The organism is Pseudomonas sp. KB_12, from assembly GCF_052114545.1.
Taxonomy (GTDB): Bacteria; Pseudomonadota; Gammaproteobacteria; order Pseudomonadales; family Pseudomonadaceae; genus Aquipseudomonas; species Aquipseudomonas brassicacearum.
Genome location: NZ_JBFREY010000006.1, coordinates 303,193 through 315,415 on the forward strand (window position 1 = coordinate 303,193; position 12,223 = coordinate 315,415).

The window sequence follows — 12,223 nt, forward strand, 5'->3', positions numbered from 1 at the left end:
TCAGGTCACCGCAGCAATGAAAGCCCAAGCCCGCCATATCCTGGTGAAAACCGCCGAAGAAGCCGAACAGCTCAAGCAACGCATCGCCAAGGGCGAAGCTTTCGACGTGCTGGCCAAGAAATACTCCACCTGCCCTTCGGGCAAACGCGGCGGCGATTTGGGTGAAGTCAGGCCGGGGCAGATGGTCGGCGTGATCGATGCGGTGATTTTCAAGAAACCGCTGCGGGTGGTGCATGGGCCGATCAAGAGCAAGTTCGGGTATCACTTGGTGCAGGTTTTTTATCGCGATTGAAGCGATTCCGGACTGCCAACCGGCCCTTGTGGCGAGGGAGCTTGCTCCCGCTCGGCTGCGCAGCAGTCGCAAAAATGGGCCTGCTGCGCAGGCCAGCGGGAGCAAGCTCCCTCGCCACAAGGGCATAGCCTGATTTCCAGGGAGATGTCAGTCCTTGGGCATCAACGCCCCCGGCACCTGGATCACCCGGCTCGCCAACCGATGCCCCGCCTCGGCCGCCTCCGCCGGGCTACCGCCCAGCAAACGACTCGCCAGGTACGCGGCGCTGAAGGAATCCCCCGCCGCCGTGGTGTCCACGACGCGCTCGACCCGCAAGGCAGGAACTTCATAAGACTGGCCGTCGCAACGAATCAGGCAGGCCTCGGCACCGCGCTTGAGCACCACCTCGGGCGTGCCGAGCTGCGCATAGGCGGCGAACACCGCCTCACTGTCGGCATGACCGAACAATGCCTGTTCATCCTCTACGGTCAGCAGCGCCAGTTCCACATAGGGCAAGACGCTGCGATACGCCACCCGCGCCGCTTCGATCGACGCCCAGAGCCGGGGCCGGAAGTTATTGTCGAACACCACCAGCGCCCCGCGCCGACGCGCTTCGACCAGGGTTTCGATGAGTTTGCCACGCCCCTGCTCGCCGAGCACCGCCAGGGTCACGCCGCTGAAATACAGCACATCGTAATCCAGTAACGCGGCCAGGATCGGCCCGGCGGCCGGGGTGGTAAAACAATCGCGCACCGCCGCCTCGTTGCGCCAATACAGGAATCGCCGCTCCCCCGCCGCGTCAGTCTGGATGCAATACAAACCCGGCAGGCGTCCAGGCAAGCGCTGGACCCGTTGCAGCCCGATGTTCTCGGCGGCCCAGTTTTCACACATGGCATCGCTGAAACTGTCGTCGCCCAAGGCGGTGACATAATCCACCGCGCCCCTGTCGCCCAAGGCGCGGGACAGGTACACCGCCGTGTTCAGGGTGTCGCCACCGAAGCTTTGCAGCAGGCTGCCGTCGGCGCGTTGTTGCAGTTCGATCATGCATTCGCCGATCAGGGCGATGCGGGGTTTGGGGTTGCTCATGGATGATCCTGGATTTGGTGGTGTCTGGCAGGCTGCTATCGCGAGCAAGCCTTGCTCCCACAGGGGATCTTGGGTAAACACCCATTTTGTGTTCACAGTCGATCAATGTGGGAGCAAGGCTTGCCCGCGATAGCCGCAACTCGGTTCAAAGGCTAGAAACAAGTCTCCATGCTCTCCACCACCCGCAACTGCTCATCCACCAGGCACCCCACCCGCCACTTGTCGAACGTCAGGCACGGATGTGAAGTACCGAACGAGATGATGTCCCCGACCCGCAACTCAACCCCCACCGCTACCGTCATGAACGCATGCTGGTCCATCACCGCCGTCACCTTGCAGCCACTCACATCATCACCCACCAGCGTGTCCGATCCGGGCTGGTAGCGCTTGAGCGGCACCGGCAAGCCAGCGTCGTAGGCCACGTCGCGCTTGCCCAGGGCGATCACCGCGAAGCCCGGCTCCGGCAGCGATTGCACGTGGGCCCAGACTTCCAGCGCCGGGCGCAGGCCTTCGTGCAAATCGCTGCGACGCTCCAGCACGCAGCACTGGGCCTCTTTGTAGATGCCATGGTCATGGGCCACGTAGCTGCCAGGGCGCAGCACGCTGAGGAACCGTCCGTGGGCATTCTGGGCTTCGAAGGATTCGGCGATCAGGTCGTACCAGGCCGACCCCGAGGCGGTGATGATCGGTTTGTCGATGGCAAACGCGCCGTTGTCCTGCAACTGCACCGCCAACCGCACCAGGGACGCCGCGAACGCACGAATGCCACTGATGGCGTGGTCACCGTGGATCACCCCTTCGTAGCCTTCGATGCCGGTCAACGCCAACGCCGGTTGCGCCTGGATCGCCTCGGCCAGGGCCAACACCTCGGCTTCGGTCCGGCAGCCACAACGCCCGCCGACCACGCCGTACTCGATCATCACATTGAGCCGTACGCCGCGAGAGGCGAAGTAAGCGCCCAGGTCAGCGACGTTGTCCGGATGATCGACCAGGCAGTGGAATTCGAACGCCGGGTCGGCGAGCAAATCGGCAATCAGCGCCATGTTCGGCGTGCCCACCAATTGGTTGGCCATCAACACCCGGCGCACGCCATGGGCGTAAGCGGCACGGGTCTGCACGGCGCTGGCGAGGGTCAGGCCCCAGGCGCCGGCCTCCAGTTGCCGGCGAAACAGCGCGGGGGTCATGCTGGTCTTGCCGTGGGGCGCCAGCTCGGCACCGCTGCGGGTGACGAAATCTTGCATCCAGCGGATGTTGTGCTCCAGCGCCGCGCGATGCAGTACCAGCGCCGGCAGGCTGACGTCCCGTAGCAGGTGGGCGCCGACGGTGGCGGCGCCCTTTTCGACGCCGGCATTAAGGATGGCGGAAGGCATGTTCGAACTCCTCGCACACGGCCGCTAGTGCCGTTGCTGTCTATTCATTGATACGACGGGCCAGGTGGTTGGCGCTTTCGATCAGCACCCGGCGGTAGTCGGCGTAATTGTTCTTCGCGTCGGCCCGTGGGGCGACGATGCACAGGGTGGCGATGGCCACGCCATTCGGGTCTTTGACCGGTGCGGCGAAGCAGTGGGTGAAGGTGTCGGCGACACTGTCGAAGGAGAAAAAACCATCGAGGCCGGCCTGGCGGATTTCCTTGAGGAATTGCTCCAGGGGCAGGCGCTCGCCGTCCGGCAAAATGAAGTCGTCAGGGTCGATCAGGTCGACGATCTGCTGGTCACTCAGATGCGCCAGCAGCAGGCGCCCGGACGCCGTCCACGGGATCGGCGCGTTTTCCCCGATGTCCGAGGAAATGCGAAAATGCCGCTCGCCTTCCTTCATCAGCGCGACGGTGTATTTGCGCCCGTTGAGCAGGCACATCTGCGCCGTTTCCCGGGTCTGGCGCACGATCTCCTGCAAGGCATGGTCAGCCTCGCGGCTCAGGTCGAAATGCCGCAGGTGCGCCTGCCCGAGAAAGTACAACTGGCGGCCCAGGTAGACATGGCCGTCCTTGCCCACCGGCTCGAGGATGCGCCGCTCCAGCAGCGACGCCACCAGTTCATAGACCGTGGACTTGGGGCTGCCGATGCCGCTGGCAATATCGTTCGGGCGCAGCGGCTGGCCGATTTCCTTGAGGAAGTCGAGGATATCGAACGCCCGATCCAATCCCCGGGCCCGGCGTTTGATGGTGTCTTCGGTCATGTCTTTGGTTCCTGAAGTTTCACTCATAGTCGCATGTATCTTTATTGTGGCGAGGGAGCTTGCTCCCGCTCGGCTGCGCAGCAGTCGCAAAAAGATGGGCCTGCTGCACAGGCCAGCGGGAGCAAGCTCCCTCGCCACAGAAGCGAATTCGCCAGAATATCTTGTTCAGCCTTTTTTCTTGTAGGCGACGCAGTCGATCTCGACCTTGCAATCGACCATCATGCTCGCCTGCACGCAGGCCCTGGCCGGGGCGTGTTCCGGGCTGAAGTACTCGCCGAAGACCTTGTTGAAACTCCAGAAATCCCGCGGGTCTTCCAGCCACACGCCGCAGCGCACCACATCTTCCAGGCCGTATCCGGCCTCTTCGAGAATGGCGACCAGGTTCTTCATGGTCTGGTGGGTCTGCTCGACGATCCCGCCGACAATGATCTCGCCGTTCACCGCCGGCACCTGGCCGGACACGTGCAGCCAGCCATCGGCTTCCACGGCGCGGGCGAATGGCCGAGGCTGACCGCCACCTGCGGTGCTGCCGGTGCCGTAGCGCGTAATGCTCATGGGTTATCTCCTTTCTTGAATCGATTGAAAGCTGAATGGATTAAAAACGCGTGTTCTTGAGAAATTCCGCCAGGCGTGGCGACTGTGGCCGTTCGAACAATTCCTTCGGCGGCCCCTGTTCTTCGATGCGGCCCTGGTTCATGAACACAATCTTGTCGGAGACCTCGAAGGCGAAGCGCATTTCGTGGGTCACCAGCAGCATGGTCATGCCGTCTTCGGCCAGGCCCTTGATCACGTTCAGCACTTCGCCGACCAGTTCCGGGTCCAGGGCCGAAGTCACTTCGTCGAACAACATCAGGCTGGGGTTCATGGCAATCGCCCGGGCAATCGCCACGCGCTGCTGCTGGCCGCCGGACAACTGGCCGGGAAAGTGATCGCGCCGCTCCAACAAGCCCACCCGCTCCAGCCATTTCTCGGCCAGGGCCACCGCCTCGTCCTTGGGCAGTTTTTTCACTTTGAGCAGGCCCAGGGTGACGTTCTGCAACGCGGTCAAATGCGGGAACAGGTTGAATTGCTGGAAGGCCATGCCGGTCATGGCCCGGTGCCGGGCGATGACTTTCTCGGCGTGGCGCACACGCTTGCCGTCGATGTCGTCGTAACCGATGGACTCGCCGTCAAGCATGATCTGCCCGCCCTGGAATTCTTCCAGCATGTTGACGCAGCGCAGCAGCGTGGTCTTGCCCGAACCGCTGGAGCCGATCAACGTGACCACGTTGCCGCGCTGCATACTCAGGTCCACGCCCTTGAGCACTTCCAACGGGCCGTATTGTTTGCGCAGGCCGCGAATGTCCAGCAGCGGCTGGGTGTTGGATAAGTTCGTATTGGAAAGAGTCGAGACGTCAGTCATGGCAAGGCCACCCGCTTTTCAATGTGTCGCCCGAGCAATTCGATGGCGTAATTGATGATGAAAAAGAGAAACCCGGCGAACAGGTAAAACTCCAGGGTCATGAAGGTCCGAGCGATGATCTGCTGGGTGCTGAGCAGCAGTTCGGCGACGCCGATCACCGACAGCAGGGTCGAGGCCTTGACGATCTCGGTGGAGGAATTGACCCAGGTCGGCAAGATCTGCCGCAAGGCCTGGGGCAACAGCACATAACCCAGCGCTTGGAAAAAGGTCAGGCCGATGGCCTGGCTCGCTTCCATCTGCCCGCGGGGCAATGCCTGCAAGGCCCCGCGCACGATCTCGGCGACGTGGGAACCACAAAACAGCGTCAGCCCCAGGACCCCGGCCTGGAACGCGCCGATCTGCCAGCCCAGGGCCGGGGCCATGTAGAAGCAGGCCAGCACCAGCACGAACACCGGCGTGCCGCGAATCAGGTCGACATAGAAGCGAAACGGCGCGCGCATCCAGGTCCGGCCATAGGTCAGCACCAGGCCGGCGACCAGGCCGATCAACGTGCCCAACACAATCGCCAGCAGCGAACACTGCACACTGGTCAGGAAGCCGGCCCACAGGGTGTCCCGGGCAACCCATAACTCATGCAACCAACTGGGTGATTCGTACATGGGAACTCCTAACGGCGGATCGCCAGGCGCTGCTCGAAATACCGCAGCAGCATGGCAATGAGGTAACAGGCCGCGACATACAGGGCCGTGGTCACCAGCCAGGTTTCGATCACCCGGTAGCTCTCCACGTTGATCTTGCGGGCGTAATAGGTCAGCTCCGGCACGGCAATCGCCGCCGCCAGGGAGGTGTCCTTGAACAGCGAAATGAAGTTGTTCGACAAGGCCGGCAACACGTTGCGCAGCATCACCGGCACGGTGACGTAGGCCTTCACCTGCCACTCGCCAAGGCCGATGGCCAGCCCGGCTTCACGCTGTCCCTTGTGAATGCTCAACAGTCCGCCGCGAAACACTTCGGTCAGGTAGGCCCCGGCGTACAGCGAGAGGGTGATGACGAACGACGGCAGCTTGTCCAGGCGGATGCCCAGGCTCGGCAAGGCGAAGTAGATCAGCAGGATCAACACCAGGATCGGCGTATTGCGGATCACCGTGACATACACCGACGCCAGCACCCGCAAGACCCGGTGTTTGCTCAGCAGCGCGAACGCCATCGCCAGGCCGATCACGCAACCGATGGCGATCGACACCAGCGCCAGGGAAAGCCCCAGGCCCAGCCCCGCCAGCAGGGTGTCGAAATCGCGCCAGACGGCGGCAAAGTTCAACTGATAATTCATGGTCGGCAGTACCTTCGACGGAGCGCCCGCAAGTGACGCCCCGGGCTCACAGGGTCATTTGAATTCAACGGGGAAACCGATCGCCGGCGACGGCAGCTCGACACCGAACCACTGCTTGAAGGACGCCGCATAGGTGGGGAATTCCACGCCGGTCATCGCTTCATGCAAGGTGGTGTTGACGAAGTTCAGCCAGTCCTGGTCGCCGCGCTTGACCGCACAGGCGTAGGTTTGCGGGCTCCAGGCGTAGGTCGGGCTGCGGTAGCGGCCAGGGTTCTGCACCATCAGGTATTTGACCGAGGACTGGTCGGTGGCGGCGGCATCGGCGCGGCCGGAGTTCACCGCCTGGTACATCAGGTCGACGCTGTCGTACTGGTCGACCTTGGCCTTGGGCAGCGCCTGGTGCACCAGCTCCTCGGCGTAGACATTCTGCAGCACCGCCACGGTGACGCCGTCGCCGGCGGCCTTGAGGTCTTCGATTTCCTTGTACTTGCTGTTGGCCGGCAGCAGCAGGCCCACGCCTTCGCGGTAGTACGGCAGGGTGAACGCCACTTGCTGGGCGCGGCTGGCGGTGACGGTGATGAACTGGCAGCTCATGTCGACCTTGTCGGTCAACAGGTTGGGAATGCGCGCATCGGAAGACTGCACCACGAACTCGACTTTCTCCGGGTCGTTGAACAGACCCTTGGCGACCATCCGCGCAATATCGATATCAAAGCCCTGCAACTTGCCATCCGCTCCCTGGAAGTGCCACGGGGCATTGGTACTGCCCGTGCCCACGATCAATTTCCCCCGCTGCAGCACGCTGTCGAGCTTGCTGTCGGCCGCCTGAGCGACCCCCATGGCAGCCGTCATGGCCGCGAAGAGAAAAACACACGCTTTGAACAAGGAAGGTCGGCGTTGCATGGCAAGCACTCCTGAGTGAGTTTATTCCGCTATACCGGAACACAGTATGTAACAACGGAATAGACAGCAGAAAGTGTGCCACAGGCTTGCAGCGCGTAGGTGAGGAAAATGGAAAGTGAATGAAATCAGGGATATGGGAAAAACAGGCGCCAGGACAGTGGCATCTGCGTGCGAACACTGTTGCTACCGTTGGCCACGACGCACGGGTAACAAGGCCCCAAGCCGGGTACTCGGCGCACCGAAACGGAGCCACTGTGGAATGTGTAAATGGATAGCCTGTGGGAGCGAGCTTGCTCGCGATGGCGGTACATCAGTCAATATCGATGGCGACTGACCTGACGCTATCGCGAGCAAGCTCGCTCCCACAAGGGTTCGGCGGCGTACCTGGGCTATTTGCGCTTGTAGCTCTTGCTGCCGCCAGGTGTGAGGCAATAGACCCCACCTCGAGGCCCGACGCAGTAATTGCCACTGCCGCACTGGCAACCGTCGGCGGACTTGAGCAACGACTGCGGCCGGGCCTCGTTCCGGAGGCCCAGCTCAGCGGAACAGGACTTCTTCGAAGCACTGATGGAGCCGTCGTTGCACAGGAAGGTATCGCCGTCACACCCGGCAATCCCGCCCTTGCGCCCGGAACACGGTTGGTTGGCGGCGAGGGCTGAAGTACACAGCACCAACAACAGGGTCGTGACGCAGATGCGAAGTAAAGCAGACGTTCCGTGACAGAGATTCATGACAGCTTCCAGGCTGATAGATGGCCCTATGCTAGCACCGGATAATCTACCGCACCTAACGCCCGCAAAACCTCACCCTGGATAACATCCCGCTGACGGGGAAACATGGCTATTTTACCGCTTGGCAGCCTCGTCATACACTTGGCCGCGCTCGCGTTTACCTACTGCGATCACCGTAACAACCAGCAAGTCATCTACTACCCGATAAACCAATCGATAGCCGGCGTTACGCAACTTGATTTTATAGGCATTGCCCAACCCGTGCAGTCGGTCTGCCTGGACATGCGGATTTACCAGTCGCTCCTCAAGCTTTTTCTTGAATTGCTCCTTGAGTGTTGCTCCCAGCTTTTGCCATTCCTTCCATGCTTTATCGGAAAACTCCAACTCATAGGTCATCAAGAGAAACCTTGATCGTTGGATCATTTTCACGCTCGCGGCAGAGAGCGACCAACTCCATGTCCTCAAGCCGATCCATCATGGCTTCATATTCCCGAGCGGGGACGCAATAAAAAGCCGGCTCGTTGCGGTTGAGGATCGCTACCGATAATCCTCCCCCGGCAGCGACAGTGCCCATCGGATTTTTCTTAAGCTCGGAAATGCTGGCTACAACCTGAGAAAGCACGATATGTGTCATGAGATGAGTCCTTAAGCACTCTTAATAGCGCTAAAAGTAGCACTCTAAAACATCTCTTACCACTGCTCAGCGCCCGCAAAACCTCACCCTGGACAACATCCGCAAATCCCCCTCGCGGTAATAGTCATCACTCCAGCTGTCATCCACCGCCAGTGGCTTGACCTGTTTGAGGGCGAGTTTTTTTGCGAAGTAGCGAAAGCGGTAATGTTCATAGAAACGCAGCAACTCCAGCCCGTAGCGGTCGGCCAGGTCGGTGTTGCCCTGGATGATCAGGTAATTCTCGTCGTTGCCGCAGCTGGCCGCGGCGCTCAGGTTGTGGCTGCCGCTGATGATGGTCGGCGTATCGCTGGTGAAGTCGGTGACGATGGCTTTGGTGTGCACCAGCAGGTTGCCCTTCTGGCCTTTCATGTTTTCCTTGAGCCAACCTTCCAGGCCAGTGTTGAGCAGCGCGGTGGCGGCGAATTCGGCGGTGCGGTCGGCGTGAAAGCCGGTGATGCGGCTCTTGGTGTTTTGCAGGCCGTAGCGCAACACGTCGTCATTGGGCTGGCCGAGCACGGCGTCGAGAATGCGCTCGGGCAAGACGAATGCGGTGACGAACAACAGGTCCTTTCGCGCGCCCTTGATGATGTCGACGAAGCGATCCAGATCGCCCTCCCCGGTGCGCGGCGAGAACCCGGCGAACAACGCTTCTTGTGGAGCCATGGCATTGTTGTCGGTCAGCCACTGGCGAGTGGCATCGACGTCCTGGGGCTCGGCCCAGATTTGCTCGAACACCTGGAAGTAGCTGCCGCTCACCCGAGGGTCGTCCAGTACATGAACGACGTTGGCCTGGCGGTAGACACCGTTGGCGGTGAAGTTGGTGCTGCCACACAGCACCGCCTCCGGTTGCAATGAACCGTTACCGTCCACCTTGCTCAGCACAATGAACTTGTCGTGGAAAATGTTATGGGTGACTCGTCCGCGCTTGTTGGCTGCTGGCATTTTCTCCAGGCTGGCTTCATTGCGCGCCGTGGTGTCGTCGCCTGGCTCGGCGTGATACAGCACGCGCACCTGGGCGCCGCGAGCATGAGCGGCGGTCACCGCGTCGACGATCACCGGCAGTTCGTATTCATAGATGGCGACATCCAGCGCCCAGTTGGCATCCAGCGCCCGATCGATAAAACCGGTCAGGCGTCCCAGCAGGCCATTCTCCAGCCAGCGACGCGGGGCGTCGGGCCAGTCATCGATGGACAGGTGCTTGTTGGCGCCGATCAGCGCGTCCACTTCAGGAAACTTGCGCTGGAACGCCTGGCTGGCGGCCACGGCACGGTTGAAAATCACCCGCTGGTTGGCCGGCTGCCCGTCGTCGCTGGTGACGGTGACGGCCAGGGATTCGCCCAACTGCGGTGCATCGGGGCTGCCGTAGGCCAGGTGCACGCGGTAGTGGATCGTCACGCCAGGGTTGACCGCGTAGTCGGCCCAGCGAAATTTCTGCAAGGGGGCCTTGTCGCTGGGGGTGGCGTGGAACTGGGGAAAGGTGTGGGCCTTGTCGGGGAAGGTCAGGCTGTTGAACAGGAACAGCCAGGGCTTCTCACCCTGCTGCTTCTCGATGGCAAAGCCCAGCAGCCCTTTGCGCCGGGATTCCGCCAGGTCCATGGCGAGCAGCACGCCGTTGGTGCCGGCATAGGCCTTGACCCGAAAATCGTCCTGGGCGTTGGTGACGAGTACGCGCATGGTTCACTCCTGTGAGGGGGCTGCCTGAGCATAGTGCAGTGATGCGGGTCAGGTGGTCAGATCAGGGGTCGAGGTGATGCTGATCGCGAGCAAGCTCGCTCCCACAGGGGGGCCGTGGTGTTCATCAGTTATGTGTGCACAACGAAAGCAAATGTGGGAGCGAGCTTGCTCGCGATGAGGCCTTCACAGCCAAAGAGCATTTCAAGTGGTTTCATCGATATGCCGATACTCCGCCTGCAACTGTCCCGCCAACTGCCGGGCCCGGCCCAGGCGGATCGGGCCTCTCTCGATGTCGATCAACAGGCATGGACAATCGAGGAGCGGCAGTGAAAGCCCCTCCTTGACTCGTCCGTCAGTCATCACCAAGACCCGTTGCTGCTCCGCCGGGTAGCGCTTGCGTCGCGCCACCAGCCAGCGCCCGGCCTCGTTCAGCGCCGCCAGCAACGGCGTTCCGCCACCGGCACCCAGCCCATCGAGCCAGTCGCGCAGGCCGGCCGAGGCCTTGAGACCTTGCACCTGCCAATGGGGAAGCGTGCCGCTGGCCGTCAACAGCGCCAGGCGGGCGCGTTGTCGGTAGGCGTCGTCGAACAGTTGCGCCAGCAGGCCCTTGCCGTCACTCAAGGCACGATGACGACGGGTCGAGGCTGACGCATCGACGATGACCAGCCACAACTCATGGGACGAACGCTGGCGACTGTGAAAGCGCAGGTCTTCGTACAGACGTGGCCGACCATTGAGCAAGGTCCCCGGCCAGTTCACCGCACCGCAGGCCGCCGCTTTGCTGCGGCCCTGGCGGCCCTGGTCGAGCCGTCCTGCACGGGGTCTGGCATTCGCCCCCGCTGGCGAACGAGGGCGAATGCCTAGGGCTTTTTTGGCCAGCTCGGCACGTCACGCCGGGCACCGGTCGGCAATGCCCGGGCCGGCAGATCGCCCCACTGGCCCTGGCCTTCGTTGGGTTCAGTGGTTTTTTCCGCGCCGGTCGGCGCCTGGGACGGTGCCGGTGCCGGTGCCGAATGCCCACGCCGCCGGTGCCGCAAGGCAAACTCGGCGACCGCATCGATGTCTTCATCGGCAATTGCAGCAGCCCCGCGCCAGGCGGCATGGGCCCGGGCCGCCCGCAGCCAGACCAGGTCGGCGCGCAAGCCATCGACCCCGGCGGCAAAACAGCGCTCGGTGATCTGCGCCAGCGCCGCGTCATCCAGGGCGATCCCGGCCAAGCGGTCGCGCGCCTGTTGGCAACGGTCACGCAACTGCTGCTGGGCCGTCTCCCACGCCACGCAGAACGCCAGCGGATCGCTGTCGAAATCCAGCCGCCGCCGGATGATCTGGCCGCGTTCAGTCGGTGCAGTGTGACCGTCGAGGGCGACGTTCAAGCCAAACCGGTCGAGCAACTGCGGGCGCAGCTCCCCCTCCTCCGGGTTCATGGTGCCGATCAGCACAAAGCGCGCCGGATGCCGATGGGAAATGCCGTCGCGCTCGATGAGGTTAGTGCCGCTGGCGGCCACATCGAGCAGCAAGTCCACCAGGTGATCGGGCAGCAGGTTCACTTCGTCGACGTACAGCACGCCACCGTCAGCCTTGGCCAACACGCCGGGAGAAAACTGCGCGCGCCCTTCCCCCAGCGCTGCGTCCAGGTCCAGGGTGCCCACCAGCCGCTCTTCGGTAGCACCGAGGGGCAAGGTGACGAACTGACCGCTGGCCAGCAGGTCCGCCAACCCCCGGGCCAACGTGGACTTGGCCATGCCCCGCGGCCCTTCGATCAGCACACCGCCGATTTTCGGATCGATCGCGGCCAGGCACAGGGCCAGTTTCAGAGCATCGGCACCGACCACGGCGCAGAGCGGGAAATGCGGGGTGTGGGTCATATCTAATTCTCAAGGGTGGTCGGTAACGTCAATGTCAAAAGGGGACTTGTGGGAGCAAGGCTTGCCCGCGATGAACGAAAACGCGGTTTAGCTGCTAAACCGCGGCGCGACCA

General features: G+C 62.3%; 15 protein-coding genes. 1 reads left to right on the forward strand and 14 read right to left on the reverse strand.

Annotated features, from left to right (window positions below):
- Positions 1–16: 16 nt before the first annotated feature.
- Positions 17–292, forward strand: coding sequence for a peptidylprolyl isomerase (locus tag AB4Z20_RS06005; protein ID WP_003182808.1), 276 nt, complete (start codon positions 17–19; stop codon positions 290–292).
- Between the two features lie 147 nt (positions 293–439).
- On the opposite strand, the gene AB4Z20_RS06010 is transcribed toward AB4Z20_RS06005, so the two are convergent.
- The 14 genes from AB4Z20_RS06010 to AB4Z20_RS06075 all read right to left on the reverse strand — a co-directional run bounded on the left by AB4Z20_RS06010 (position 440) and on the right by AB4Z20_RS06075 (position 12,110).
- A complete protein-coding gene (locus AB4Z20_RS06010; protein ID WP_253473443.1) occupies positions 440–1,357 on the reverse strand; it encodes a sugar kinase in 918 nt (305 codons plus the stop codon).
- 152 nt (positions 1,358–1,509) lie between these two features.
- A complete protein-coding gene (locus AB4Z20_RS06015; RefSeq protein WP_442089523.1) occupies positions 1,510–2,727 on the reverse strand; it encodes an amino acid deaminase in 1,218 nt (405 codons plus the stop codon).
- 40 nt (positions 2,728–2,767) lie between these two features.
- Positions 2,768–3,532 (reverse strand): IclR family transcriptional regulator, encoded by a 765-nt coding sequence (locus tag AB4Z20_RS06020; RefSeq protein ID WP_253473437.1) that lies wholly within the window; start codon positions 3,530–3,532, stop codon positions 2,768–2,770.
- A 165-nt stretch (positions 3,533–3,697) separates the two neighbouring features.
- Positions 3,698–4,087, reverse strand: a complete 390-nt coding sequence (locus AB4Z20_RS06025) for a RidA family protein (protein ID WP_024616640.1) — start codon at positions 4,085–4,087, stop codon at positions 3,698–3,700.
- A gap of 40 nt (positions 4,088–4,127) precedes the next feature.
- Positions 4,128–4,934, reverse strand: coding sequence for an amino acid ABC transporter ATP-binding protein (locus tag AB4Z20_RS06030; RefSeq protein ID WP_077506311.1), 807 nt, complete (start codon positions 4,932–4,934; stop codon positions 4,128–4,130).
- A complete protein-coding gene (locus AB4Z20_RS06035; RefSeq protein ID WP_014338686.1) occupies positions 4,931–5,593 on the reverse strand; it encodes an amino acid ABC transporter permease in 663 nt (220 codons plus the stop codon). Before AB4Z20_RS06035 ends, AB4Z20_RS06030 begins: the two co-directional genes overlap by 4 nt.
- An 8-nt stretch (positions 5,594–5,601) precedes the next feature.
- Positions 5,602–6,264 carry an amino acid ABC transporter permease gene (locus AB4Z20_RS06040; protein WP_014338685.1) on the reverse strand — a complete coding sequence of 221 codons (663 nt, stop codon included), beginning with the start codon at positions 6,262–6,264 and terminating at the stop codon, positions 5,602–5,604.
- 54 nt (positions 6,265–6,318) lie between these two features.
- Positions 6,319–7,167: a transporter substrate-binding domain-containing protein gene (locus tag AB4Z20_RS06045; protein WP_442089524.1), complete on the reverse strand. Its 849-nt coding sequence runs from the start codon at positions 7,165–7,167 to the stop codon at positions 6,319–6,321.
- Positions 7,168–7,556: 389 nt separating this feature from the next.
- The gene (locus AB4Z20_RS06050) at positions 7,557–7,898 is read right to left on the reverse strand and encodes a hypothetical protein (RefSeq protein ID WP_442089525.1); all 342 of its coding nucleotides are present in this window, start codon (positions 7,896–7,898) and stop codon (positions 7,557–7,559) included.
- A gap of 114 nt (positions 7,899–8,012) precedes the next feature.
- Positions 8,013–8,294: a type II toxin-antitoxin system RelE family toxin gene (locus tag AB4Z20_RS06055; RefSeq protein WP_186650661.1), complete on the reverse strand. Its 282-nt coding sequence runs from the start codon at positions 8,292–8,294 to the stop codon at positions 8,013–8,015.
- Positions 8,284–8,532: a type II toxin-antitoxin system Phd/YefM family antitoxin gene (locus AB4Z20_RS06060; protein WP_024616638.1), complete on the reverse strand. Its 249-nt coding sequence runs from the start codon at positions 8,530–8,532 to the stop codon at positions 8,284–8,286. Before AB4Z20_RS06060 ends, AB4Z20_RS06055 begins: the two co-directional genes overlap by 11 nt.
- Positions 8,533–8,598: 66 nt before the next feature.
- On the reverse strand, positions 8,599–10,245 hold the full coding sequence (locus AB4Z20_RS06065) for a phospholipase D-like domain-containing protein (protein WP_442089526.1): 1,647 nt from the start codon (positions 10,243–10,245) through the stop codon (positions 8,599–8,601).
- A 201-nt stretch (positions 10,246–10,446) separates the two neighbouring features.
- Positions 10,447–11,004 carry a vWA domain-containing protein gene (locus AB4Z20_RS06070; RefSeq protein ID WP_442089527.1) on the reverse strand — a complete coding sequence of 186 codons (558 nt, stop codon included), beginning with the start codon at positions 11,002–11,004 and terminating at the stop codon, positions 10,447–10,449.
- 101 nt (positions 11,005–11,105) lie between these two features.
- Positions 11,106–12,110: an ATP-binding protein gene (locus AB4Z20_RS06075; RefSeq protein WP_442089528.1), complete on the reverse strand. Its 1,005-nt coding sequence runs from the start codon at positions 12,108–12,110 to the stop codon at positions 11,106–11,108.
- Positions 12,111–12,223: the final 113 nt, after the last annotated feature.